Source organism: Natronobacterium haloterrestre, from assembly GCF_900112205.1.
GTDB classification, from domain to species: Archaea; Halobacteriota; Halobacteria; order Halobacteriales; family Natrialbaceae; genus Natronobacterium; species Natronobacterium haloterrestre.
The window spans coordinates 198,679-222,139 of the sequence record NZ_FOKW01000001.1; the positions used below are offsets into that span (position 1 = coordinate 198,679).

Here is a 23,461-nt window from a genome sequence, read left to right on the forward strand (position 1 = left end):
GTCAATCCTGGGCGGTCGACTCGGTCTCCCCGTAGGACACGTCGAACGGCCCGGCTTCCGGCTCCTTCTGGGGGATCATCGGTCCGACCGATGCCGTCCGGCGGGTCACCGTCGCGGTCCGCAGGATGTACGATACGAGCAACGCGAGCGGGGAAACGACGACTGCGATGAGCCCGCTCACGAAAAACGGGAGGTAGATCGCGCTTATCGTCGGCCCGCCGAGGTCCGCGTACACGAACCCAAGGAGCATCGCCGAGAGGATCGCCGGGACGCCGGTGTAGATGGTCAACTGCGAGAACCGCGTGAGTTCCCGCTGGAGGTACGTCGTCTTGAAGTGTTCCTGGGCGACCGTCATCTGCTCCAGGGCGTCGATCAGGTCGTCGAAGGCCGCGGTCACGTCCTCCGACGGCGACTCGGCGTCCCCGTAGCGGCCCCGCAGTTGCTTGGCGACGTATAGCTGCCAGGCGGAGTTGTACGCGACGGCGGCCGACACCGCCTCGAAGGTACCGAACTTCGTCTTCTCCAGGGTGTCGTCGATCCGATCCGTGCTCGCCTCGACGCGGTTCGTGTACGCGTCGACCAGCCGTCCGAACTCGTCGTCGGTGCCGCGCGGGGCCACCTCCTCTTCGAGGGTGCGAGCGTTGTGGCGGATCGATTCGACGATGAGTTCGAGCAGTTCCGCGGGCGAGGCCGGCGACGCCGGCACCTTCGCCGTGTCCGCGACGTTGTTGCGAAAATCAATCACTCCCTCGAGTTGCGTGCGTGCGTCGTCTGCGGACGCGAACTCCTGTGAGAGGATCAGCTGGTTGATCGAGACGACGAGCGTGACGAGCGAGAACGTCCCGGCGATCATCCCGCCGGCCAGGCGGGTGATCGAGTCGTCGTTGACGAACGCGACGAACCCGATTTCGTTCAGTGCAAGCAGGAGCAGGAAGACGATCGCGGAGATGCCCGTCGCGACGGTCAATCGGTCGCCCTCGACCACCACCCACTCCCGGAACCGCGCGACGGGGCCGCCCGGATCCCCGATATCGGGCCCGTGAGACTCGAGCGCCTCGTCGCTCTCGGACGACATGCGGACCCCTTCGCCGGTCCCGACAATAAGCCCCTCCGTTGCACATGGAACCGGAATTCCAGGAATTGAGGGCTGAGTCGGGGCGAGCGGCCAGAGGGTGTGGCGAGCTCGCCATCGCGTGGTCCGGAACCCGTCTCGTCAGTCAGTTCAGGGTCCACACTGAAATGACTCCGGGCTGTCGATATCACCATGACCGGCTCGGACAGCCACGACGGTCGTCCTCGCGGACGCAGGGGCGCGATGGCGCGCCGACCGTCGTTCGACCGCCGCCGAGCGCTCGCCGCGCTCGGGTCCGGCGTCGCAACCGCCATCGCCGGCTGTCTCGGCGACGACGGCCTGGCGATCAACGGCGATCCACGCTACGAGGAGGGAACCGTCGACGTCGGCGACGACGCGGAGAACCGTTCGGCCGAGGAGATGACCGCGGCGGAGGCCCTCGCCGAACAGGAGGTCACCGAGAGCGTGACGACGCTCGACGTCCTCGAACTCGTCGATCACGAGTTCGTCCTCGAGGACGACTATCGCGGCTCGACCGTCCAGGGAACCGTCGAAAACACGGGCAGCGATCGGATCGAACTCGCCGAAGTGCGGGTTCGCGTCTACGACGACGCCGGCGCGCAACTCGGCCGCTATCTCGCCACCGTCGGCGACCTCGATGGCGGCGCTCGCTGGTCGTTCCAGGTCGTCGTCCTGCAGTCGCCCGGAGATATCGCTCGCTACGACGTGACGGCGCTCGGTACCCCGACGTAGTTCCCGGTCGGGGTAGCGCGTCAGTCGCCGAGTAGCGCCTCGTCGACCGCCTCGTACACCGCGTCCGGATCGACGGCGAGTTCGTACGCCGGCCGTCCCTTCCCCGTCGGCGACGTCCGGTTCGCGTCGATCTCCTCGACCAGGTCCTCGTCCTCGAGGCGGTACAGCGATCGGATCACGTCCGCCTCGCGGATCGTCCCGAGCCGGTCGGAGCCCTCCGCGATCTCCTTCCGGCAGGTACGTCCGATCTCGTGGGTGTCGACGGGCGTTTCGTCCGCCTGGTGCAGTATCACGACGCCGAGCAGAACGGCCTGCTCGAGCTGGGAGATGGCGTCGATCCCGGGTGCTGGCTCGGTGGCCATACGCGCCGCTTCCACGTCGGGGTTGGTAATCGTTACCCCTATTCCCACCCTCTCGCTATCGCTGTCGCGTCGACGTTCGCCAGCCGGCCGGCTGGGAGGGGAGGAAGTGTCGGGGCAGCCACTCGGGGGAACGTGCCAGACGGTTCGAAAACGCGTGGATCTCCGCGAAACCCGATCTAGGAGGGGTTCAGTCCCGTTCCTCGTCCTGGAGTTCCGCCAGTTCTGCCTCGATCTCCTCGTCGTCGACGTCGGCCTCGAGGTCCTCGAGTTCGGATTCGTCGACGTCTGGCGTGTCGCTCGCTCCGGGGGTCGGTTCGGATTCGGGTTCGCGTTCGCGTTCGGGTTCGGTCCCCGCCCTCTCGCGTTCGGGTTCGCCTTCGCCGACCTCGGATTTGAGCGTCTCGAGTTCCGCCTCCACGCCGCTGTCGGCCGTCATCTCCTCGAGTTCGCGGTCGATGCTGTCCTTGTCGGACATGACGTCGTCGAACGCGCCGGACTCGTGGAGTTCGTCGAGCGCGGCGGCGCGTGCCTCCATGTCCTCGGTCTGTTCCTCGGCGCGTTCGATTGCCCGGCCGACGTCCTCGAACTCCTCGCCCGTGGCGGTCATCGCCTCGGAGACGGTCGAACTCGCCTCGGCGGCCTCGTAGCGGGCCTTCATCGTCTCTTTCTTCGTGCGGAACTCCTCGATGCGGGTCTGGAGGTCGTTTTTCTGCTCGATCAGGCTGTCCTGCTGGCTCTGTAGTTCCGAAATCTGGCGTTCGAGGTCCTCGATCTGGTTCATCTTCGTCTTCTTCTTCTCGAGGGCGCGCCGCGCCAGGTCCTCACGGCCCTGCTGGACGGCAGTCCGGGCCTGTTCGTTGTGCTTCTCGACGTTGTCCTCGAGGCGACGTTTCTGCATCTCGAGGCGCTTCTTCTGTGTGGTGAGGTCGGCGATGCCACGTTTGACCTCCTGGAGCTGGTCGCGCATCTGCTCGTAGGAGTAGTCCAGCGTTTCGGTCGGGTCCTCCGCCCGGTTGAGCAGCGAGTTGATCTTCGACCGGATGACGTAGGAGGTCCGAGAGAGGATGCCCATACTCCTACGTATCGCTCGGCATCCTTAAAAACATCACTTCGACGACAGTCGCCGCCGGAATCGACGCCGTGAGCCGGTTTCGGACGAAATATCCCGGACTCGAGGGTCGGTTCCGACCGTCCCGTGGCAGGGTCCGGGAGACCGCCGCTCCTCCGCAACGCCTGTTACCGGCCTCCCCCAACGGACGCGCATGACCGATATTCTGGTGCCCGGCGCACGCGACGTCCGTGGCACGCTCGAGGAGCCCGAGGGTGAGACGGACGCGGTCGTCGTCGCCTGCCCGCCGCACCCGCAACACGGCGGCTCGCGCAGCAACGGCCGTCTCGTCGCCGTCGCGGATGCGCTGACGGATCTCGAGTCGACAGCCGACGCCCCGGCCGAGGCGGGGATCGCCTGTCTCCGCTTCGACTACGGCGACTGGGACGAAGGCGACGGTGAGCGGGCCGACGTGCGCAACGCCGTCCGCTGGGCCGCTGAGCGGTACGATCGCGTCGGCCTCTTCGGCTACAGCTTCGGCGCGACGCTCTCACTGGTGGTTGCGAGCGAACTCGAGGCCGTCGACGCCGTCGCTGCCCTGGCTCCGACCGTTCGGTTGGCCGACGACCTCGACGCCGCGGCGGCGCTGGATGCGCTGTCGGCCTCCCGGCCGGTCCAGGTACTGTACGGCGAGCGCGACGAGACCGTCGACTGGGAACCGGTCGTCGAGCGCGCGACCGACCGCGGCGACGACGTGGTCGCGATCCCCGCAGACCACTTCTTCGTCGGCCAGGACCGGAAAATCGCCGACGCCGTCTCCGGGTTCTTCGCCTCGACGCTGTTCGAGTGACCGCTCGAGACGCGTACCGAAACGTATTGGACGGGCGACACGAGAGTCCGTCTCATGGAAGCTCCGAGTACGGTCGAGCGAGCGCTCGCGGACCGGACGATCGACGGCCGGCGCTGCCTCGAGGCCGGCGCGGGCGTCGGCAACACGACAGCCGGACTGCTCGAGGCCGGCGCACGGGAGGTCCACGCCGTCACGAACGATCCGGACCACGCGGCGGCGGTCCGCGACCGGCTCGCCGACCGCGGCGACGGCGACCGCGCGACGGTCCACCTGGCGGACCTGCGGTCGATCCCGCTCCCGGACGACTCCGTCGAGGTCGTCACCGCCCACGCGCTGTGTAACGTCCTCGCGCCGGCGCAACTCGAGTCGATCGCCGGGGAACTGACCCGCGTCGCCGCCCCCGGCGCGACGCTCGTCGTCGACGACTACGCGCCGATCCCCGATTCGCCGGTCCGGGAACTGTTCGCCGTCGAGAACGCGGTCGCGGAACTGGCCGACGGCGACCCCGCACTGACGTTCTACCCTGCCACGGGCCTGCGACGGCTGTTTACCGGCCACGGCTGGACCCACGACCGGACCGAGACGATCCTCGAGCCCGTGCCGTGGACGTCGGACCTCCTCGAGGCCCACGTCGACGTCGTGCGGGACCGCGCGGCGGGCCTGCCCGACGACCTCGCGGGGCCGCTTCTCGACCGGGCCGAACGGCTCGCGACCGATATCGGCGACGCGGCGGTCGGCGAGATGTACAGCCTCGCGATGCGGTATCCGCGGGGGTAATTCGACGTCTCGATCGAAACTTCGAGCTTTCGGGGTTTCGAGGTCTCGAGTTGGATCGTGTGTCGACGGCGTTTCGGAACTAAAATACGGGTCAGTCCCGCCCGTGTCGGGTCAGACACTTCGGGAGGCCGATCAACTCGACGGGCTCGGAGTTGTCCGGCGAGTAGACGACCATCTGCCCTTTCTCCATGTAGGGGACCTTCGACTCGAGGTTCGAGGGGATGTTGACGCTCTTGATGGCGTCCTCGTCGCCGAGGTTGAGGACGACGGTAGTGTTGATCTGCTTGAAGACGGCGTCGTCGATGTCCTGGGGGTCCTGGGTGATGAGGAAGAGGCCGAGTCGCTCCTTGCGGCCCTGCTTTGCGGCCTCGGTGAACTTCGTGATGACCTTGCCGGCCTGGACGCTGTCGGCGTCGGTGAGGAAGTTGTGGGCCTCGTCCATCCCGAGCACGAGCGGCGTCTCCTTGATCCGGTCGTAGGTCGGATCGTTCGAGAGCTTCTGGTCGATCAGCAGCGAGGAGAGCGCGAGGACGACCGTCTCGGCGGCCCGCGTATCGGTGATGTGGTAGGTCGGGACGACCGAGAGCCCGCCCGGCCGGACGAAATCGTGAACGAGGTCGGTGATCGGCCGCGCGTCCTGGTCGAAGACGTGATCGAAGCCGAGCACGCGCCGGCGAACGGCGTCGAACGTCGCCTCGTGAACGCGGCCGGACTCGTCGAGTTCCTCCCGCAGCGCCGGGTCGTCGAGGAACGAGGTGAACTCCTCGTAGGTCGCCTCGGAGCCGTACTCCTTTCGGAACCGCGGCAGGAGGACGCTCACCAGCGCGCCGTACTGGTTGTCGTTCAGCCCGCTGCCGGCGACCAGCCAGGGGTTGTCGTGGACCATCGAGAACGGGATGGTGAACTCGACCTGCTCCGCGCGGTGGTGGCCCGCCGAATACGACGCCGACCCGACCTTCGGCACGAACGCCGTCGTGTCGTCGACCCCGCCGTAGGCGACGCCCTCGCGCTCGAGGCGGCGGGCGAACTCGCCGTCGAGGTCCGGGTTGTCGTCGTGCATCTGGGCGTACTCGTCCTGGGGGTCGAACTGGACGACCGCGGGCTGGACGGAGCGGCCGTCCTCCATCGGGTAGGTCCGTTCTTCGGCGAGGTACTGGCGCAGGATGTTCTTCGCGCCGTGGGTCTTCCCCGACCCCGTGCCGCCGGCGATCAGGGTGTGACGGAAGACGAGGGGGTCGCCGGAGTCGTAGTCGTCTTTCAGCCGGTAGTCGATCGTCGGCGGCGAGGCCGCGGTCTTGACCTTCTCGCCGCCGACCGAGAGGTGTCCCAGGAAGACGCCCTCCTCGGGCATCTTCAGGCCGGTCTTGATCTGCTCGGAGTCGGTGGCCTGCCGGACGACGGTCTGGGGTTTCGGGACGCGGTCGGTCATCCGGCGTTTGAGTTCTCCACCCTCTCGCGGGCTTTGCCCGCTCGAGTCTTCTGCGGAGCGTGGCTCCGCACCGTCTTCTGCGGAGCGTGGCTCCGCACCGTCCTCGTAGAGGATCGCGACCGGCTCGAGTTCGGCCACGAACTTGTAGTCCGCCTCCTCGACCTCGTCGGTGCGCATCGCCCGTCGGGCGTGGATCTCCGTCGCGTCGTCGGCGTGGTACTGCTGGGCGTACTCGAGGGCGGTGATGCGACAGAACAGCGTCTCGCCGGACGCGTTCCCGCCGGGGGCAGCCGCTCCGTCGGGGTAGGGGGCGACGAGGTAGCTTCCGATCCGGATCTCGGAGCGGTTATCGCGGGTGATGTACGCCCGGAGCGTGGTCTCGTCGCCGTCCTCGGCGATTCGCAAGCCCTGTGAGACACAGATCGCGCCGATACCGACGTCCTCGCCGTGGGGTTCGACGTCGGCAGTTTCGAACCCGTCGTCCTGGTCGGTCGTGTCGGTCGCCGAACTCGCGCTCGCGCTCGCGCTTGAGGTCGAGGTCGATGTCGTCGTCCCGCTTTCGGTCGTCCGTTCGTGACTCCCGTCGGGGGCTGTCGACCCCTGCGAGTCGCCGTCGCTCGCCTCGGAGTCGGCGTCGAACTCGCCGAAATCGCCCAGGTCGGTCATGTTCACTACATCCGACCGGTTCCTAAAACGCGTTTCCCTCCGCCGGGCGTGAAGACGGGTGGACGCGAGCTCCGGTCGCCGAAGACCGGGGGGCGGCGGTCGGGGAGAAAACGGGACGGCTACCGCCGAGCGGCGGGATCGCCGCTACCCGAACAGCGTCGGGACGTCGTCCGCGAGCGATACCAGACCCGACTCGAGGTCGTACTCGAGGACGCCGGCCTCCTCGAGGGCGGGCAGGTGGGAGTGGTGCAGGGCGATCTTCGCACGGTCCATGCCGACGGTACCGTCCTGGGAGACGAGGGTAGCGGCGAGTTGCTCGACCGACAGCGGCTGGCTGCTATCGGCGAGGTCGTCGACCAGCCGGAGCCGGATCGGGTCGGTCACACGCTCGAGGACGGCTGCCTCGTCCTCGGCGGTCTCGACCAGCGCCGACAGCGACGCCGACGGCAGCGGGGTCTCTTCGCGGAGGTCCACGGCGTTTCGGTCGCGGTCCCAGTCGACGATCCCGTGGTCGGCGAGCCGCGGCAGGTGGTCGTGGACGAGCGAGATGCGAAGGTCTCGCCGTCGCTCGTCGACGGGTTCGTCGGACTCGTCGGACTCGTCGGTCTCGTCGGTCTCGTCGGTCTCGTCGGTCTCGCGCTCGAGCAGCGCCGCCGCGAGTTCCGTCGGCGAGGGCGTCGCTCCCGCCTCGGACCGCTCCTCGAGGACCTCGAGGAGGCGAACCCGCCGTGGATCCCGAAGGAGTTCGTAGTGTTCCGTCGGAACGTCGTCCAGCGGGTGGTGCCCCGTCGCGCCGCCGCGGTGAGCGTCCGAACTCATTACTGAGATACACCCCTGCTAGGGGGATAAGCCCGTTTCCAAAACGATTTGGGTCAAGAATGTGGGCATTACTCCCGTAATCATCGAATAACTCAGCGAGCGGCCAACAGACGGACGAACGAGGAATAGTCACGGCTCCGTGACGGTCGGAGAAGCCGAATCGTATCCGCTAACGGACACGTACTTGCCGACCGGCCGCGTCGGGAAGGGAACCCGTCTCGTCTCGTCTCGTCTCCACGCCCTTTTTGGCCTCAGGGCGCATATCTTCACCAATGCTTCTGGTACGCGGCAGCGCCGGTGGGACGGAACTCACCGGCACGCTGTACGAACGCGGTGAACGCCCGCCCTCCTTCAGCGGTGCACCCGACGGGAACGCCGCGTACGTCTGGGTCTGCGACGAGTTCTACGAGGTCGACAGCGGCGGAACGGTCCAGCGGATCGACGACCGGGAGGTCCACGTCGCCTTCGAGTCGCCGATGCCGCGGGGGTTCGACACCCGACAGCAGGCCGTCGAGGGGGCCAAGGAACACGTCCGCACGCAGTTCGCCCGGATCGGGGTCGATCCGGAGGCCGTCGAACTCGAGGTCGAGAAAGTCGAACGATCGGATCGAACCTGAACCACAGCGGTCAGTAGCCCGCCGGCTCGTCCCAGCGGTGATCGTCGTAGGTCCTGTCCTGGCTCGTCTCGAACTCCTCCTCGAAGGATTCGCGCAGCGATCGCTTCTCCGAGCGGTCGATCCGGGCCAACTCGTCGGCTTTCTCGACGATCGTCGGCGGGCCGTGTGCCACTGCGACGTCCTGGAGTACCTGCATCGTCAGCCGCTCGCGCCGGTCGGGGTCCCTGGTGAACGCGTAGGGGGCCTCGACCCGGTAGACCAGGTCGTCCCGCGGGTCGTAGACGACGAAGAAGGTCACCTCGTAGTTCTCGAGCGGGAGGTTTCGGTCGACGCCGAGCGCGTCGCCGTCGGCCGACAGCGGCGCGTCGACGCCCCCGCGGGAGCGAAACCAGTTCGTGTAAGAGAGCGCCGACGTGTCCCGTTTCCACCGCGTCCCCTCGACGTCGTCGACGTACTCGCCGCGCTCGAGGAGCCGCGTGAAAAGCGCCGCGTCGTCGTTCCAGGGCGTGCTGACGTCGGCGTCCCGGTTGCGCTTCAGCGTCCGTGTGATGGCCCGTGTCGCCGGATTCTTGACGAAGCCCACGAGCGGCCGGTCCCGGTCGACGAACTCCTCGACCAGCCGGACGTAGTTCTCCAGGACCGTCGTCGGCCGGGGGTCCTCGAGCAGGAAGTCCGCGAGGTCGGGGTGCTGGTCGGCCCATCGGAGCAGCCCGCGCGGGTAGATCGGACCGTCCAGCACCAGCAGGTCCTCGACGTCCTCGGCGTGGGTACGGGCGTGGGTGCTCTCGGCGAGGTACAGCGCCAGCGCGTGGACGACGCCCTCGGCGAACCGCGGCAGGGGTGGGACCTTCACGACGCGGCTCCGGCTGAACCCCTCGTCGAACTTCCGCCAGGCGTCGTCGACGGTCATCGTCTCGTCGTTCGAGTGGACCGTGGCGACGACGGTCCGGGAACGGTGCAGGTCGAGGTCGGTCGGCGTCGCACTCATCGCGGCCTGGGCGATGTCGACGACGAGGCCGTTCTTGAACGTCGTCGGGTTGATCGTCCCCGCGTCGAGTCCGTGTTCGGTCGGGAACTCCCGCTCCCGCAGCGCGACGGCCTCGCAGTCGACGAGACGACGCGCCTGCTCGTCGACCGGCTCGAGGACGGCCCGCCCGTCGTTCCCCCGCAAGGGGTCGAGGAACTCCTCCCAGACGGTTTCGGCGAACGCACGGCGGTCGCGCTCGTCGGCTCCGTGGTCGATCCGCCGCGCGAGCCGCGCGATGCCGTCGAAGTGGACCGGATCGAGCGTCATGACAGTTGGCTTCCGGTCTACCCGCAAAAGTCTAGTGGTCGGCGATTCTCGTCGTCGCTGACCGTTTCTCGAGCCGTAATAGGTCGCTTCACTCGCCCTCGAGACCGTCGTTACCGACTAGCCGTCGTTTACTCGGTTCCTCACGCAGCGACCCCGGGGCGGACGGCGTCTCGGGCGATGCAGCGTGACCCTCGACCACGACGCTCGACCGGCGGCCTCACCCGAGAAACCGCTCCCGTACGTCGCCGGTCGGCACCATGCACTGCTCTCTCTTGCCGAACCAGTCGTAGCGGTTGGCCGCGACGAAATCGTAGAGCCAGTCCCGGAGCCGTCGCGGGACGAGGCGGCCGACCGCCGCGAGCGCGTAGATCCCCCCGAGGTGGCGGGCGATCCGGATGACGGCATCGGATTTGACGTAACAGTCGTCGCCCTCGACGAGGACGACCGACTCGAGGTCGTGGGGGGAGGGTTCGTGATCGGCCAGCAGCGCCGTCGCCGCGTCCGACTGGAGCGAGGCGAAGTAGAGCATGCCCTCGGTATCCCTCGGAACGAGAAACTGGACGAACCCGTTACAGAGGTTGCAGACGCCGTCGAAGAGCACGACCGGCGCGTCCTCGGGAAGGTCCTCGAGGGTGGGCTCCGGATCGGGATCGGGGTCGGCGTCGGAGTCGCTCATTAGGGTCGATTGGGACGGAACGGTGTTCAGGGTTGCGGGACGGAACGGTGTTCAGGGTTGCGCTCGCCGGCGTTCGCGGTCGCGTTCACGATTGTGAACCTCGAGGGGTGAGACGAGCGCCGGTCGGACTCGGTTCGACTCTCTCACGTACAAGAGGCCTCCGCGATGTCGTACTCGCTCGTCGAGGCCTCGCCCTCGAGTTCGATCGGGTGGTGGGTGTAGGTGACGTCGATCCGCTCGACGTCGGCGTCGAACTGCGCGTCGGCCCGCGAGCACATGTACTCGGCGAACCGGTCCGCGCGCTCGTCGCTTTCCGACAGCGAGTTCATGTACCGCCGCCACCGGAAGTCCGGCAGCGTCTCCGAGGCGTCGGGCGGCGTGCCGGACTGCAGTTCGGCGTCCTGCAGGACGTCCTTCCGCCCTTCGCCGGTTTCGGCGGCGACGGTGTACCAGCCGTAACTCGTCGAGGGATCGGGCGCGAACATCCCCCACTGGTGGTCCCGGGGGTCCAGCGAGTCGACCGGCTCGAACGTGTCGACGTAGCCCAGCATGCCGATGCTCCAGAGGACGACGAAGATCAGGACCGCCCCGAGCACGACCGACCGGAGTTCCGCCCAGGTTCGACGCGCCGAGTCGGGCAGCCTCGAGCGGAGCCGTGGGGGAGCGTCGATCCGGCGAACCGCCCGACGAAGGCCGTCGCGGACGCCCAGCCGCTCGAGAACGGCCCCGCCACCGCGCTCGAGACCGTCCCAGACCGGCGTCGGGAGGAACGACAGGAGCAACGTTGCGAGCAACGCGGGGAAGAGGCCGACCGCCACGCTCACGCTCATCCCGGCGACGGTGGCGAGGAAGACGCCGGCATAGAGGAGGCGGGCCCAGCCGGCGACGACGAGCAACAGCGGCGAGGCCGTCAGCAACCAGAACCAGACGTAGCCCCCGACCTCGAGCAGCGGCGGGTAGTTCGCGAGGTGGTTACCCACGAGGATCGTCATGTGGTCCTGCCGGAGCGCGTACAGCAGGGCCTCGCCGGTCATCCACGTGTCGCCCTCGTGTTTGAGCGAGGCGTTGTTGGCGAACAGCGTGACGGCGTAGACGAGGGCGGCGGCGGTCGCGGGGGTCGCGATCAGGGTATCGGGGACGAGGCCGTCGGTTCCGTCAGGTCCGCTGTGCTCGTCCCTCGAGGCCGTGTCCCCTGATTCGCGACCCCGACCGCAGGCGTCGATCCCCCACCGCGAGCCGAGCGGCAGGAACAGCGCGAGCACCAGCATCTCGCGGAAGAGTCGATCCGCCCCGTTCAACACCAGCGGGTTGCGAAACTGGACGGAGACGACGAGAACGAGCGACAGCAGGAGGGCAAATCGCGACCGGTAGCCGACGATCACCGCGACGGCGAGTACGGCCGTGCAGGCGAACAGCAGTGCCTGGGCCCAGGGTTCTCCCGACAGCATGTGCAGCGAGTAGTCGGCCGTCCACGACCGGGTCGCGTGCAGATCCCGGGGGAGGACCCCCCGGTCCGTGTAGAAGGCGACCAGGTTACGCGAGCGATGGAGGGCGTCGAACAGCAGCGTCAGTCCGAGGGCGATGCGAAACGCCGCCAGCGCGCGGGCATCGATTCCGAACCGTCGATCGAGCGCGGCGCGGACGGCGTCGGCCGGCGGGAGTCGGAGGGGGAGTCGGTCGCGTATCATGGGGGGAGGGTCGGCATCGGGCCCGAAGCGGACCGTTCGGCGAACTCGAGCCTGGGTCCTTTCAACTGTATATAATTTCTCGACAAATACTTTGTGTCTCGCCGACAGGTCACCGGATCGCCACGACGCAAACGTCGGGGACAACGACAGCTAGTTACGCGAGGGTGGACATCCGTCGCACATGGACGCTGCGTTGATCGTACTCGACGGCTGGGGTCTCGGAACCGACGAGGGGCGCGACGCCGTCGCCGCCGCCGAGACGCCGACGTTCGATCGACTCGCCGAGAGCGGCGCGTACGGCACCCTCGAGGTCTCCGGGCGACGGGTCGGCCTCCCGGAGGGCCAGATGGGCAACAGCGAGGTCGGCCACCTGAACATCGGCGCGGGACGGGTCGTCTACCAGGAGTACACGCGCATCTCCGATTCGATCGAGGACGGCTCTTTCCGGGAAAACGACGCGATCAACGCGGCGTTCGACAACGCCCTCGCAAACGATGGCAAGATCCACTTCGTCGGTCTCGTCAGCGACGGTGGCGTCCACTCCGACCACGAGCACCTGCACGCGCTGATCGAACTGGCCGGCGACCGGGACGTGGAGGCAGTCACCCACGCGATCACCGACGGCCGGGACACCTCGCCGACCGGCGGCCGGGAGTACCTCGCGACCCTCGAGGACGTGATCGACGAGCACGGGACGGGCCACGTCGCGACGGTCTCGGGCCGCTACTACGCGATGGACCGCGACCAGAACTGGGAGCGGACGAAGCGGGCCTACGACGCCATCGTGAACCGTCGGGCCGAGCACGAGGCCGAGTCGGCCCTCGAGGCGGTCGAGGAGTCCTACGAGCGGGACGTGACCGACGAGTTCGTCGAACCGACGCTCGTGTCCGACCGTCCGGCGCTCGAGGACGGCGATTCGGTCGTCTGGTTCAACTTCCGCTCGGACCGCGCCCGCCAGTTGACGCGGATGCTCGCCGACATCCGGCCCGAGGACTGGGCCGGCGAGGTCGCGACCAGTCCGCCGGACGCCGAGGTCGTCATGATGACCCAGTACGACAAGACGTTCGACCTACCCGTCGCGTACCCGCCGTCCCAGCCGGAGAACGTGCTGGGCGAGGTGCTCGCCGACGCGGGCCGGACGCAACTGCGGATCGCCGAGTCCGAGAAGTACGCCCACGTCACCTACTTCCTGAACGGTGGCCGCGAGGTCGAGTTCGACGGCGAGATCCGCGAGATCGTCGAGAGCCCCGACGTGCCGACCTACGACGAACAGCCCGAGATGAGCGCGCCCGAGGTGACAGACACCGCCGTCGACGTCATCGAGTCCGAGGATCCGGACACGCTCGTGCTCAACTACGCCAACCCCGACATGGTCGGCCACACGGGCGACTACGAGGCCGCGATCGAGGCCGTCGAGGCCGTCGACGAACAGCTCGGGCGGCTGGTGGCGACCCTCGAGGAGTACGGCGCCCACGTTCTGATCACGGCGGATCACGGCAACGCCGATAACATGGGGACCGAGGACGACCCCCACACGGCACACACGTACAACGACGTCCCGCTGATCTACCTCGCACCGGACGGGACCGACGCCGGCAGAACGGTCCGCGACGGCGGCACGCTCGCCGACATCGCGCCGACGCTGCTCGAGTTGATCGACCTGGAGCGGCCGCCGGAGATGACCGGCGAACCGCTGTTGGAGTAGGGGCGTCGCTCTCTGTCCGCCGTCCGAGTAGGGACGGCGTCTTTTCGTTCGGCTCCACGGCTGCCTCCCTCGAGTCGCGGGGGACACGTCGACGGAGACCGGTTCCTGATCCGTGTCGCCGACGCTTCCGGTCGAGGCCGAGGCAGTCCTCGAGATGACGACCGGCAGCGGTGGCGACACCGCCACGGAGCAGGGATCGGGTGCCGATGGCGGCGGAACCACTGACAGATAGCGAGCGAAAGCCCACCCCTTCAGGGGTGGGAGGATGTCAAGGCCGGTTCGTAGCGAGGGCGTCATCGCTCGCGTGTCGATGTCGACGTAGCGTTCCAAGTCGTTCACGAGCGGAATATAGTCCTCATATATACGTTCAATACCGTGACGAGTTCGGGTACTGATAGGACCGGTCATGTCAACCTCCGATGCTTCCCCCGAACCCGCCGACGCAGTCGTCGAGGAGTACATCCTCGGCGTTCGAATCGTCGAAACCGAAGCCGAATCCGCCGACGCCGACGCCGACGCCGATGCCGATGCCGATGCCGACGCCGAACCGCGCTACCGGTTCGAGGCACCCGATCACGCCGAAACCGCGTTCGATTCCCTCGAGGATGCCCGGCTCTACGCCGACGTCTACTTCGACGTGAACGGCTTCGTCGAGGAAGGGACCGGCGACCGCGGGATTCCGCCGGAGGTCGTCCAAGGGGGGAAGGATACGCTCGCTGCGTACCTCGTCGCCTGCCCCTGGGGCGACGTGAACTGGGTCGGCTCCTTCTACGGCGCGGATCCGTCCGAAATCGAGCGGTATCTCTCGTGGGTCCGGCGCCGCGCCGACGAGATTCGAAGCGAGGCGGCGGATCAGGGCCTCGAGTAGCGAGCGACCGCAGAACCGCTGACCGACTCCTTTTTCGCTGACAGCCGTCGTGGCGCCGGCCAGTCGGGGCCGCGACGGTGCGTTCAAACTCCGGTCCCACTTCACGAGACGCGACTGCGGGCGTAGGGATCGCTATATAGGACTCGAGATCGGAATGAGGCGGCTAGCAACGCACATAACTCTATCGGCCGTCCTGGCGGAATATATAATTCTATCGGCCAAAAGGTCATCTATTCATTCGTATAGGCCCATATTATAAAGCGCTATTTGATAATTTCAGCATTCTCCGGCTGCATGGTCGAATTTACCAGGCGAAACCTGATGGCCTCGTCCGTCGCCGCCGCGGTCGGCGTCAGCGCGGTCGGGAGCGCAAGTGCACAGGAGCGGCCGGACGAACACGACACGCCTGCAGCACCGTACGTCGAGGGGTCGATGAAGCGACTCTCGACGACGGCGTTCGGCGCGGAGGTCACCGGCCCGTTCGTCTTCGAGACCGGCGAAATGGTGTACAGCCTCCAGGCCCCGAGCACCGACAACCCGGAGCCGTGGAACGAGGGTGGCGTCGGCGTCATCGACGACTTCCAGTTCACGTTCAACGGGAAAAACGACGAGTTCGAGGAGATGGAACCCCCGCGAACCGAAGAAGAGCAGCGGAAAGTCAAGACCGCAACGGGCGAGTATCGGTTGCTCGCCCGGGCTGGTGACGAGATCAACGGCGGGACCGAACGCTGGGGGCACCAGGAGACGCCCGACGGCGAAGACGTCGCGGACCTCGTCGACGAGAGCTACGTCGGCGTCGGCGACGTCACCGACATGAACTTCTTCGTGTCGACGACCGAGGACGGCACGGAGGGCTATCTCTTCACGAACCACGAGACGCGCCCCGGCGGCATCTCCCGGACGCCGCTATACCGCGACGAGGACGGGTACTGGCAAGCCGATCTGGAGCGGGCGCTGCAGGTCGAGAACACCGACGCCTTCCGCGCACTCGGCGGGACGAAAATCAACTGTTACGGCGACCTGACCCCCTGGGAGACCCCGGTCTCCGCCGAGGAAGAGTACGGCCATCCGAGGGTCAGCGGCACCCACACGGTCAGCGATATCACCGAGGAAGGTAGCGGCGTCGGTATCCGCGGCGGCAGCGAGTTCTGGAACCGACCGAACGCACCGAACGTGACCGACGCTCTCGAGGAGCACTTCGGCGACGACGCCTGGTACCCATCGGGGGCCTGGGCGCTCTCCGGCAACGAGAAACTCGCGTACTATCTCGGGGCCGAACCGGTCGACCGCGAGGAAGGGGAGAACACGAGGCGGCCCATCGGGGATGTCTTCCCCAACCGGTACCGCTACGGGTACTTCGTCGAGATCACCAATCCCACGGCTGACGATCCCGAGAACCAGCAGCCAGTGAAACACTGGGTTATGGGCCGTGCAGCCTGGGAGTGTCCGGAGTTCATGCCCGACGAGAAGACGGTCTACGGCGCCTCCGACGGCGGTGCGAAGGGCATCTACAAGTTCGTGGCCGACGAGCCGATCACCGAGTACGACGATCCGATGGACGTCCGCGGAACCCTGTATGCCATCGCAGCGACCGAGGTCGGCACGGGAACCGTCGGTGAGGTCGACCTCGACGTCGAGTGGCTGCCGCTGGGAACCGCCAGCAACGCCGAGGTCGAGTCCTGGATCGCCGAGTACGACGACGTCACGCAGGTCGACTACCTCGAGACCCACGCCGAAACCGACTGGGCGGAAGACCTCGAGCAGGCGCTTCTCGAGGCCGACGAGGAAGTCGCGATCAACGGCAACCAGGACTACATCACCGACGAGGAGATCGTCGAGTGGGCCCGGCAGTACGAGGAGTACGGCCCCGACGGCGTCGACGAGGAACTTCGTCGCGTCCCCTTCCTCGAGACTCGCGCGGCCGCGAAGGAGATCGGCGCTACCGTCGAGTTCAACAAGGCCGAAGGGATCGACGCCCACGACGAGGCCGAACCCGGCGACTTCATCTACTTCGCTATCTCCTCGCTGGGCGGTTCGATGACCGACGAGCAGGGTGACCTTCAGTTCGACGAGGTCGACACCGGCCTCCTCTACCGGGGTGAACTCGACGAGCACTACGACGTCTCCCGGCTCGAGCCGGTCATCGTCGGCCCGAATCCCAGCGATCCCGAATCGCTGCAGGACGTCTCGCTCATCAACCTCGACAACGTGATGGTGATGGACGACGGCCGCGTTCTCCTCTGTGAGGACAAGGGTCGCTTCGGCCGCTCGTATCCCAACGACGCGCTGTGGGTGTACGAGCCACCGACGACGATCACCGTCGACTCGCTCGCCGTCAGCCACGGCGCGACGGGCGAGGTCGATCTCACGGTTTCGTCGGTGCCGGACGGCATCGCGGGCGGTCGGGTTACGGTGTCCGTCGAACACCCAGCGGTTGCCGAAATCGTCGACGCCAGCTACCACGACAGGCTCGAACTCACCAGCGGTCCGACCGTCGGAGACGGCTCGAGCGTCGAGTTCCGCTTCGCTGACCTCGAGGACGAGATCGGCTCCGGGCGGCAGGTCACGCTGGCGACGCTCGAACTCGAGGGAACCGGACCGGGAACGACCGATCTGACGATCGACGTCCACGCTCTGGACGACGATGATGCCGCCTCAATCGACCCGCAGTCCCGGCCGAGCGTCGTCGTGACCGGCCCGCCGCCGATCGGCGGTGGCGGATCGGGGCCGACCGACGCGCCGACCGATCCCGACGGCGACGGCAGGTTCGAGGACGTCAACGGCAACGGCCGGCTCGACTACGACGACGTCGTCGTCCTGTTCGAGCACCTCGAGGACGACGCCGTGCAGCTAAACGACGAGGCGTTCGACTTCAACGAGAACGGCCGCATCGACTACGACGACGTCGTCGCGCTGTACGACGAACTGTGACCGGGACACCGTCGATCCGAACCTGCCGGCGTGCAGTCGTGTCGCGATTCCGGCGGCCGTCGATCGGGAGCGTTCTCGTCGGGCTCGGCATGGCCGGGGCCTGCCTCGCGCTCGTGGCGACGCTCGCGGTCGGACCCGCGGCGAGCGCGACCGAGGCCCCCGAAATCGTCGTCTCGGACGCGACGGTCGGCGATCCCGCCGATGGGGAGCCAGGCATTCACCGCGTCGCGCTGACCGACGCGCCGAACGGGCTCGCGGGCTTTACGCTCGAACTCGAACTCGAGTCGGCCGGGGTCGCGACGGTTTCGGACGCGAGCTACCCGGAGCAGTTCGGGATCACCACCGATCCGGTCGTGAGCGCGGACGAGCGGTCGGTCACCCTCGAGGCCGTCGACCTCGACGACGCGGTTACGGACGGCGCGGCGAACGTCACGCTGGCACGAGTCGCCGTCACCGGCGTTGCCCCCGGGGAAACGGAGTTGCGGGTGTCGAACGCGCAGGTCGACGCTGACGGCGGCAGCGCAGTCGATCCGACGTTCGGTGCGGGGACGGTAACGGTCGGCGAGCCCGCAACCGATTCGGATGCGACCGATCCCGGTTCCGAAGGGACACCGGCCAACAGTTCGGGAGCAGGGTCGGAGTCCGGCGACACCGACTCGGAACCGGTGCCCGGATTCACGGGCCTGCTCGCGCTCGCAGTGGCGCTCGGGGTTGTGGTCGCGGTCGTCGCGCTCGTTCCGGGGACGCGTCGACGGTGAGCGTCCGCCGGTCGTTTTCGCGTCCGGGACGGTCTCGAGAGGTAGAATTATGTCCGTGGCGGAACGACTGCCGCCAATGAGCCACGGAGAATCCGACGGGTTGACCGGCGGCGAACGGAAAGCGGAGGTCAAGCGGATGCTGTTCATCATGATCGTCTGGACGGCCGCGGCGGTCGGCGCGGGGCTGTTGCTCGTCCTGCTCCGGGACCCGCTCGCGTCGATCTTCGCGCTGACCGCGCCGTTCCCGTTCCTCTGACCGCGTCACGGTCCGACGAGTTCTCGACAGTCGCGCTCAGCGGCCGTCGTCCTCGACGTCGGCGTCTTTTGCGACAACTCGCGGTTTTAGGTTCCCCGGATGCGAGTGTCGGCACGTATGAGCGAGGACACCGACGATCGCCGGTTCGCCACTGACAGCATCCACGCCGGGTACGAGCCCGACCCGACGACGGGAGCGCGAGCGCCGCCGCTGTACCAGACCACTTCTTACGAGTTCGAGGACACCGAGCACGCCGCCGACCTGTTCGGACTCGAGCAGTTCGGCAACATCTACTCGCGGATCATGAACCCGACGAACGCCGCCCTCGAGGAGCGTATCGCGACGCTCGAGGGCGGCGTCGGGGCGCTCGCGACCTCCTCGGGGATGGCCGCGTTCGACCTCGCGACGTTCATCCTCGCCGAGGCGGGCGACAACATCGTCTCCTCGTCGTCGCTGTACGGCGGGACCTACACCTACCTCACCCACACCGTCGAGAAACGCGGCGTCGAGACGAAGTTCGTCGACACGCTCGACTACGAGGCCTACGAGGAGGCCATCGACGACGACACCGCGTTCGTCCACCTCGAGACGATCGGCAACCCCGCGCTGGTGACGCCGGACATCGAACGGATCGCGGACATCGCCCACGACCACGACGTCCCGCTGTTCGTCGACAACACGTTCGCGACGCCGTACCTCTGCCGGCCGCTCGAGCACGGCGCCGACCTCGTCTGGAACTCGACGACGAAGTGGATCCACGGCGCGGGCTCGACCGTCGGCGGGGTCCTCGTCGACGGCGGTTCGTTCCCCTGGGACGAGGGCGACTACCCCGAGATCGCCGAGCCGAACCCCGCCTACCACGGCGTCAACTTCTACGAGACGTTCGGCGAGCAGGCGTTCGCCATCGCCGCACGCACCCGCGGGTTGCGCGACCTGGGCAACCAGCAGGCACCGTTCGACGCCTGGGTCACGCTGCAGAAACTCGAGAGCCTGCCGCTGCGCATGGAGAAACACTGCGAGAACGCCCAGGCGGTCGCGGAGTATCTGGAGGACCACCCCGAGGTCGAGTGGGTCAACTACCCCGGCCTCGAGAGCCACGAGACCCACGAGAACGCAAAGGAGTACCTCGAGGGCGGTTTCGGCGGCATGATCACCTTCGGCCTCGAGGGCGGCTACGACGCGGCCGAGACCGTCTGTAACGAGGTCGACCTCGCGAGTCTGCTCGCGAACGTCGGCGACGCGAAGACGCTGATTATCCATCCGGCGAGCACGACCCACCAGCAGCTCACGGAGGAGGAGAAACTCGCGAGCGGGGTTACCGACGACCTCGTCCGCCTCTCGGTCGGCATCGAGGACGTCGAGGACGTCATCGCGGACCTGGATCGCGCGATCGACGCGGTCTGAGCCGCGCCGTCGGCCATCAGCCGTCGGGCGTCGGGCGACGCTTCAACTGATTGAGAACTGCCCCCTGAAGTTACGGTGGCGCGGTCCGACCGGCCGACATGGCAACAGGGTTGCTCACCCCGGAGGCAGCGGATCGCATCGTAACCACCTGCCGGACGGCCATCGGCGACAGCCTCCGCTCGGTGACCTACTTCACCCGTGACGACTACGAGCAGGTCTACCTGCGGGAGGACCTCGAGCGCGACGCCGATCTCTCGACGTTCATCGGCCACGAGTGGCGCGGGTTCAAGACGGCCCAGACGGCCTACGAGAGTTCCGAACTCGGCGAGTACAACTACACGATCCGCGTCTTCGACAACGGGTTCCTGATCAGGGTGACGACGGAGAGCGAAGGCGTCTTCGCGACGACCGACGGCCTCACGGTCAAGGACTTCGAGGAAGTCGCGACGGCGCTCAACTCGTTCCTCGAGGAGCGAACGGTGTCCTGACGGTCCCGAGGAAAGCGATCGTGTCGACGTCGGTTTCGCGTCGGCTCCTTCGTCCCGGGAGCGTCGCGTCCCTTACTCCGCGCTCGAGTCACCCGTGCCGCGCGAGCGGGCGGCGTCTTCGTCCGCACGTACCGATCCACCGCGATGCTCCTCCTCTACCCTTCGTTTCGCGTCGCCGTCCGTGTCGGATCGCGGCTCCGACCGTCCCGTCGAGTCTTCGCCGATCGGAAGCCCGCACCCGGCCTCTCCGTCGGTTCCGAGGAGGCGAGCGAAGCGGCGACGTTCGGCGGCGTGTCTGTCGAGAGTCATGCCGACGGAAAACGGCGATATCGGTTGTAGTTATGCGGGGCGTGTCCGCGGGAAACGAGCGACTTCGACCGTGAAACGATCCCGTCGCCGGCACCCGATTTCGGGGCGAAACGGTTCGATCGCCGAGAGGAGACAACGTAACATCCTTTTCCGTCACCCTCGTTTACGGCGATAATGACCGAGATCCCCGACGCCGCAGCGAGCGCCCTCGAGGCCCACGACGCGTTCGAGGCGAGCGACGACAGCGCGGCCTACCGACTCGAGACGACGGTCTTCGACGCCGTCGTCACCGCCACGAACGCCGAGGGAAAGCGCGACGCCCGGTTCTCGATCACCGTCACGCTGCCGACGCTCGACGAGGCAGTCGATGGCGAGACGGTCGCCCCGGTCGTCGAGGACGGCTGGTACGAGACCCTCGAGCGGCGACTCGAGGACGCGTTCACCGTCGCCCACACGAGCACCCACGAGGAGCCGGCGGTCGAACGCGGCCCCCGCGAGGTGACCGTCGACCTCGAGTACGTCGCCTGGAACGCGACGGAGGGGGTCGAGGACGCCAAGGCGCTCATCGAGTTCGTGGAAGGGACATTCGCCCAGGGGATCATCCCCGGCTACGACTACCGCGGCCCGGCGGCGACGCTCCTCGAGAGCGCCCAGCAGAACGCGGAGGGCGCGACCGACGAGGGGCCGGGTGAAGGCGGCGGGATGCCGATGTGATTTTTCGGGCGGGAACCCGTCGACCGTCGACCGTCGACCATCGACCGTCGACCGCTGTCGAACGAAACGGGACGACGTCGGGCAGCGAGTCCGAGTTCGACGGTCGGCGCTCGCCGCTAGTGGCCGTCCAAGCCTGAACTGATGGGGTCGAATCCGCTCGTGTGAGCCGGTTCGACTCATCAGTCGACGGTTGAAACGGTACTCAGTACCGTTCCAATTGTGGACAGCTAGGTTATTTCCTCTGAGCGCCTATCTATAGGAATGAACCGGAAGAAGTACATTGTCGATCTCAGCACTGTCTAGTTCTGCACTTCCTCAACGGGAGTTCGACCATTTAGCGCCTGATTCGGTCGATCGTGGTTGTAATGGTGTCTGAAGCGCCTCAGCCAGCGGCGAGCGCTGGCTGGACTGCCCCGCCAGAATGAGTGAAAGCGGTCAATCCGCATCGAAACGGTCTGAAACCACTTTTCGACGATGTTTCGCTCGCTGTAGTCGAGCTGACCGCTCAATTTCCGACGAGCAAGGGCAGTCAGATAGCCACCAGCATCGACGAGAAACGCTGCATCGTCGAGATCGTGTTTCTCCTCAAGCCGCGAGAGGAAGGCCGCCGCGGGGTCGGTTCCGCGGCGGCCGAAAACGTCGATTTCTAGCAGGAGCTTCGATTCTGTGTCGATCGCGGCGTACAGCCACTTTTTCTCGCCGTCGACTTCGATCTGTTTCTCATCGACCGTGACCCGCGACGGCTTCACCGTCGGCGGGTCGCTCTGGGCCTCTGACAGCGCGTGCGTCCAGTTCCAGATTGCGCCGTGAGAGCGGTCCACGCCGAGTAATTCGAGCACCGAGACGACCTCCCGAACCGACAATCCCATCGAATGCAACCGCACCCCGAACACCCTGACGGGTGTCGGGGTGCGCTCGTTCTCCCAAACCTCATCACAGTCCACGTCTAAGCTCTCTCTGAGCAGGTTGGCGAGTTGCATGATCACTTCCCGCCACCACCTGCTCATTCCTCAAACTCTCATCTAGACAGTGCCTCTTCAAGTGACTTTCAAGATGGACGAGAAGTCTGCGCAAGTGTTCCTTCCACCACGTGAGCGGTGCTTCGAACGTCTCCGTCTCGCCCGCTTCGGCGAGACGGTGACGTGTATCCATTGCGAGAGTGACGACGTGTCAAGCGCGGAACAACCGGAAAAGACGCCCAGCGGTACTGGTGCAAGAGGTGTAAGACGTACTTCAACGACCTCACGAACACGATCTTCGGGCAACATCGCTTCGAACTGGAAGAGATGTTCTACATCGTCAAGGAGATGCGATCTGAGCCGACCGCTCAGATCGCTCGTGACCTTGGCCGAGACTACGAAGCTGTTCTCAACTTCGTTCACAAAGTCCAGGACGTGAGCGGGGAGATCGATAAATTTGAGCTGTACGATGTTTGTGAAGCTGACGAAATCTACGTGACAGCTGGTGAGAAAGGGATCGAAGACGAGGATGAGAGTCCGCGCGAGCGCGGACTCAAAAAAAGGATGAGGACGATTCGAATCAGACAAACCACCGGTGTTGACACTCGCCCGTCGGGATAACGGACGAGTTCGGTTTCTCGTCTGCAAGGATCTCCAAGACGCCGACGAAGACATCGCTGAATACGGTGATGGAAGCGTCATCCTCTGTACCGATGATTACACAATCTACGACGAGATCGAGGAGAGGGGGGGTGGACGGCCATCTGGCCGTCACCCACTCCGATACCTACGTCATTGCCGATGCCCACACGAACACCTGTGAGAACCGCCACAGCTACCTTCGCCAGTGGCTGGCGAAGTTCAGAGGTGTCTCAAAACATCATCTCCAACGATATCTCAATTTCCTTGAGCTGAAACTCAACGAACCAGACAGCTGGTTCGAGAAACTCCTATGTTACAATGTCTCGGGATGAGCGACTACTGTTAGGGGGTGTTAATAACGGCTGAAAGCTATAGA

General features: G+C 66.4%; 22 protein-coding genes and 1 pseudogene. 13 read left to right on the plus strand and 10 right to left on the minus strand.

Annotated elements, in window-relative coordinates:
* Position 1: 1 nt before the first annotated feature.
* Positions 2-1,075: a DUF7972 family membrane protein gene (locus BM113_RS00955; protein WP_089784569.1), complete on the minus strand. Its 1,074-nt coding sequence runs from the start codon at positions 1,073-1,075 to the stop codon at positions 2-4.
* Between the two features lie 240 nt (positions 1,076-1,315).
* Here BM113_RS00955 and BM113_RS00960 point away from each other — a divergent pair, with 240 nt between their 5' ends.
* Positions 1,316-1,825 (plus strand): FxLYD domain-containing protein, encoded by a 510-nt coding sequence (locus BM113_RS00960; RefSeq protein ID WP_089784570.1) that lies wholly within the window; start codon positions 1,316-1,318, stop codon positions 1,823-1,825.
* A gap of 20 nt (positions 1,826-1,845) precedes the next feature.
* Here BM113_RS00960 and BM113_RS00965 read toward each other — a convergent pair whose 3' ends face one another.
* A complete protein-coding gene (locus tag BM113_RS00965; protein WP_089784572.1) occupies positions 1,846-2,187 on the minus strand; it encodes a Cdc6/Cdc18 family protein in 342 nt (113 codons plus the stop codon).
* Between the two features lie 187 nt (positions 2,188-2,374).
* Positions 2,375-3,259 carry a PspA/IM30 family protein gene (locus BM113_RS00970; protein WP_089784573.1) on the minus strand — a complete coding sequence of 295 codons (885 nt, stop codon included), beginning with the start codon at positions 3,257-3,259 and terminating at the stop codon, positions 2,375-2,377.
* A 190-nt stretch (positions 3,260-3,449) separates the two neighbouring features.
* Between BM113_RS00970 and BM113_RS00975 the strand changes: the two genes are divergently transcribed.
* Together BM113_RS00975 and BM113_RS00980 are read left to right on the plus strand one after the other, a co-directional pair.
* Positions 3,450-4,085, plus strand: a complete 636-nt coding sequence (locus BM113_RS00975) for an alpha/beta hydrolase (protein ID WP_089784575.1) — start codon at positions 3,450-3,452, stop codon at positions 4,083-4,085.
* A gap of 54 nt (positions 4,086-4,139) precedes the next feature.
* On the plus strand, positions 4,140-4,862 hold the full coding sequence (locus tag BM113_RS00980) for a class I SAM-dependent methyltransferase (RefSeq protein WP_089784577.1): 723 nt from the start codon (positions 4,140-4,142) through the stop codon (positions 4,860-4,862).
* A gap of 91 nt (positions 4,863-4,953) precedes the next feature.
* Here BM113_RS00980 and BM113_RS00985 read toward each other — a convergent pair whose 3' ends face one another.
* Together BM113_RS00985 and BM113_RS00990 are read right to left on the minus strand one after the other, a co-directional pair.
* The gene (locus tag BM113_RS00985; RefSeq protein ID WP_089784578.1) at positions 4,954-6,957 is read right to left on the minus strand and encodes an ATP-binding protein; all 2,004 of its coding nucleotides are present in this window, start codon (positions 6,955-6,957) and stop codon (positions 4,954-4,956) included.
* A 144-nt stretch (positions 6,958-7,101) separates the two neighbouring features.
* Entirely contained in the window at positions 7,102-7,776 is a 675-nt protein-coding gene (locus BM113_RS00990) for a DUF7344 domain-containing protein (protein WP_089784580.1), read from the minus strand.
* A 272-nt stretch (positions 7,777-8,048) separates the two neighbouring features.
* On the opposite strand from BM113_RS00990, the gene BM113_RS00995 reads away from it, so the two are divergent.
* Complete coding sequence (locus BM113_RS00995) at positions 8,049-8,393, plus strand: DUF7113 family protein (RefSeq protein WP_089784582.1); 345 nt, start codon at positions 8,049-8,051, stop codon at positions 8,391-8,393.
* A gap of 10 nt (positions 8,394-8,403) precedes the next feature.
* Here the strand turns inward: BM113_RS00995 and BM113_RS01000 are convergent, their stop codons facing one another.
* From BM113_RS01000 to BM113_RS01010, 3 genes are all read right to left on the minus strand, one after another.
* Positions 8,404-9,687: a DNA double-strand break repair nuclease NurA gene (locus BM113_RS01000; protein ID WP_089784584.1), complete on the minus strand. Its 1,284-nt coding sequence runs from the start codon at positions 9,685-9,687 to the stop codon at positions 8,404-8,406.
* A 217-nt stretch (positions 9,688-9,904) separates the two neighbouring features.
* Entirely contained in the window at positions 9,905-10,363 is a 459-nt protein-coding gene (locus BM113_RS01005) for a thiol-disulfide oxidoreductase DCC family protein (protein WP_089784585.1), read from the minus strand.
* A gap of 143 nt (positions 10,364-10,506) precedes the next feature.
* Complete coding sequence (locus BM113_RS01010) at positions 10,507-12,051, minus strand: hypothetical protein (RefSeq protein WP_089784587.1); 1,545 nt, start codon at positions 12,049-12,051, stop codon at positions 10,507-10,509.
* A gap of 181 nt (positions 12,052-12,232) precedes the next feature.
* Here BM113_RS01010 and gpmI point away from each other — a divergent pair, with 181 nt between their 5' ends.
* The 7 genes from gpmI to BM113_RS01045 all read left to right on the plus strand — a co-directional run bounded on the left by gpmI (position 12,233) and on the right by BM113_RS01045 (position 20,461).
* Positions 12,233-13,756 (plus strand): 2,3-bisphosphoglycerate-independent phosphoglycerate mutase, encoded by a 1,524-nt coding sequence (gene gpmI / locus BM113_RS01015; RefSeq protein WP_007142204.1) that lies wholly within the window; start codon positions 12,233-12,235, stop codon positions 13,754-13,756.
* A 406-nt stretch (positions 13,757-14,162) separates the two neighbouring features.
* Positions 14,163-14,624 (plus strand): hypothetical protein, encoded by a 462-nt coding sequence (locus BM113_RS01020; protein WP_089784589.1) that lies wholly within the window; start codon positions 14,163-14,165, stop codon positions 14,622-14,624.
* Positions 14,625-14,918: 294 nt separating this feature from the next.
* Positions 14,919-17,555 (plus strand): alkaline phosphatase PhoX, encoded by a 2,637-nt coding sequence (locus BM113_RS01025; RefSeq protein WP_177209072.1) that lies wholly within the window; start codon positions 14,919-14,921, stop codon positions 17,553-17,555.
* A 38-nt stretch (positions 17,556-17,593) separates the two neighbouring features.
* Positions 17,594-18,313 (plus strand): hypothetical protein, encoded by a 720-nt coding sequence (locus BM113_RS01030; RefSeq protein ID WP_089784593.1) that lies wholly within the window; start codon positions 17,594-17,596, stop codon positions 18,311-18,313.
* Positions 18,314-18,389: 76 nt separating this feature from the next.
* Positions 18,390-18,569 carry a hypothetical protein gene (locus BM113_RS01035; protein ID WP_029601465.1) on the plus strand — a complete coding sequence of 60 codons (180 nt, stop codon included), beginning with the start codon at positions 18,390-18,392 and terminating at the stop codon, positions 18,567-18,569.
* 117 nt (positions 18,570-18,686) lie between these two features.
* On the plus strand, positions 18,687-19,973 hold the full coding sequence (locus BM113_RS01040; RefSeq protein WP_089784596.1) for an O-acetylhomoserine aminocarboxypropyltransferase/cysteine synthase family protein: 1,287 nt from the start codon (positions 18,687-18,689) through the stop codon (positions 19,971-19,973).
* Positions 19,974-20,071: 98 nt separating this feature from the next.
* The gene (locus BM113_RS01045) at positions 20,072-20,461 is read left to right on the plus strand and encodes a DUF7522 family protein (RefSeq protein WP_010546474.1); all 390 of its coding nucleotides are present in this window, start codon (positions 20,072-20,074) and stop codon (positions 20,459-20,461) included.
* Positions 20,462-20,533: 72 nt separating this feature from the next.
* Here the strand turns inward: BM113_RS01045 and BM113_RS01050 are convergent, their stop codons facing one another.
* Positions 20,534-20,770, minus strand: a complete 237-nt coding sequence (locus BM113_RS01050; protein WP_089784598.1) for a hypothetical protein — start codon at positions 20,768-20,770, stop codon at positions 20,534-20,536.
* 174 nt (positions 20,771-20,944) lie between these two features.
* Between BM113_RS01050 and BM113_RS01055 the strand changes: the two genes are divergently transcribed.
* Positions 20,945-21,484 carry a DUF5813 family protein gene (locus BM113_RS01055; protein ID WP_089784600.1) on the plus strand — a complete coding sequence of 180 codons (540 nt, stop codon included), beginning with the start codon at positions 20,945-20,947 and terminating at the stop codon, positions 21,482-21,484.
* A gap of 299 nt (positions 21,485-21,783) precedes the next feature.
* Here the strand turns inward: BM113_RS01055 and BM113_RS01060 are convergent, their stop codons facing one another.
* Complete coding sequence (locus BM113_RS01060; RefSeq protein ID WP_089785538.1) at positions 21,784-22,464, minus strand: IS6 family transposase; 681 nt, start codon at positions 22,462-22,464, stop codon at positions 21,784-21,786.
* Positions 22,465-22,537: 73 nt separating this feature from the next.
* On the opposite strand from BM113_RS01060, the pseudogene BM113_RS01065 reads away from it, so the two are divergent.
* Positions 22,538-23,417 (plus strand): annotated as a pseudogene (locus tag BM113_RS01065) (IS1595 family transposase).
* Positions 23,418-23,461: the final 44 nt, after the last annotated feature.

What these genes read in the sequence shown, in the direction of transcription:
- BM113_RS01025 (WP_177209072.1), top strand. Translation starts at nt 14,919, where the DNA reads ATGGTCGAATTTACCAGGCGAAACCTGATGGCCTCGTCCGTCGCCGCC.
- BM113_RS00975 (WP_089784575.1), top strand. Translation starts at nt 3,450, where the DNA reads ATGACCGATATTCTGGTGCCCGGCGCACGCGACGTCCGTGGCACGCTC.
- BM113_RS01055 (WP_089784600.1), top strand. Translation starts at nt 20,945, where the DNA reads ATGACCGAGATCCCCGACGCCGCAGCGAGCGCCCTCGAGGCCCACGAC.
- BM113_RS01060 (WP_089785538.1), bottom strand. Translation starts at nt 22,464, where the DNA reads ATGCAACTCGCCAACCTGCTCAGAGAGAGCTTAGACGTGGACTGTGAT.
- BM113_RS01040 (WP_089784596.1), top strand. Translation starts at nt 18,687, where the DNA reads ATGAGCGAGGACACCGACGATCGCCGGTTCGCCACTGACAGCATCCAC.
- BM113_RS00970 (WP_089784573.1), bottom strand. Translation starts at nt 3,259, where the DNA reads ATGGGCATCCTCTCTCGGACCTCCTACGTCATCCGGTCGAAGATCAAC.
- BM113_RS01050 (WP_089784598.1), bottom strand. Translation starts at nt 20,770, where the DNA reads ATGACTCTCGACAGACACGCCGCCGAACGTCGCCGCTTCGCTCGCCTC.
- gpmI (WP_007142204.1), top strand. Translation starts at nt 12,233, where the DNA reads ATGGACGCTGCGTTGATCGTACTCGACGGCTGGGGTCTCGGAACCGAC.
- BM113_RS01005 (WP_089784585.1), bottom strand. Translation starts at nt 10,363, where the DNA reads ATGAGCGACTCCGACGCCGACCCCGATCCCGATCCGGAGCCCACCCTC.
- BM113_RS01045 (WP_010546474.1), top strand. Translation starts at nt 20,072, where the DNA reads ATGGCAACAGGGTTGCTCACCCCGGAGGCAGCGGATCGCATCGTAACC.
- BM113_RS00995 (WP_089784582.1), top strand. Translation starts at nt 8,049, where the DNA reads ATGCTTCTGGTACGCGGCAGCGCCGGTGGGACGGAACTCACCGGCACG.
- BM113_RS01035 (WP_029601465.1), top strand. Translation starts at nt 18,390, where the DNA reads ATGAGCCACGGAGAATCCGACGGGTTGACCGGCGGCGAACGGAAAGCG.
- BM113_RS00965 (WP_089784572.1), bottom strand. Translation starts at nt 2,187, where the DNA reads ATGGCCACCGAGCCAGCACCCGGGATCGACGCCATCTCCCAGCTCGAG.
- BM113_RS00980 (WP_089784577.1), top strand. Translation starts at nt 4,140, where the DNA reads ATGGAAGCTCCGAGTACGGTCGAGCGAGCGCTCGCGGACCGGACGATC.
- BM113_RS01000 (WP_089784584.1), bottom strand. Translation starts at nt 9,687, where the DNA reads ATGACGCTCGATCCGGTCCACTTCGACGGCATCGCGCGGCTCGCGCGG.
- BM113_RS00955 (WP_089784569.1), bottom strand. Translation starts at nt 1,075, where the DNA reads ATGTCGTCCGAGAGCGACGAGGCGCTCGAGTCTCACGGGCCCGATATC.
- BM113_RS01020 (WP_089784589.1), top strand. Translation starts at nt 14,163, where the DNA reads ATGTCAACCTCCGATGCTTCCCCCGAACCCGCCGACGCAGTCGTCGAG.
- BM113_RS00990 (WP_089784580.1), bottom strand. Translation starts at nt 7,776, where the DNA reads ATGAGTTCGGACGCTCACCGCGGCGGCGCGACGGGGCACCACCCGCTG.
- BM113_RS01010 (WP_089784587.1), bottom strand. Translation starts at nt 12,051, where the DNA reads ATGATACGCGACCGACTCCCCCTCCGACTCCCGCCGGCCGACGCCGTC.
- BM113_RS00960 (WP_089784570.1), top strand. Translation starts at nt 1,316, where the DNA reads ATGGCGCGCCGACCGTCGTTCGACCGCCGCCGAGCGCTCGCCGCGCTC.
- BM113_RS00985 (WP_089784578.1), bottom strand. Translation starts at nt 6,957, where the DNA reads ATGACCGACCTGGGCGATTTCGGCGAGTTCGACGCCGACTCCGAGGCG.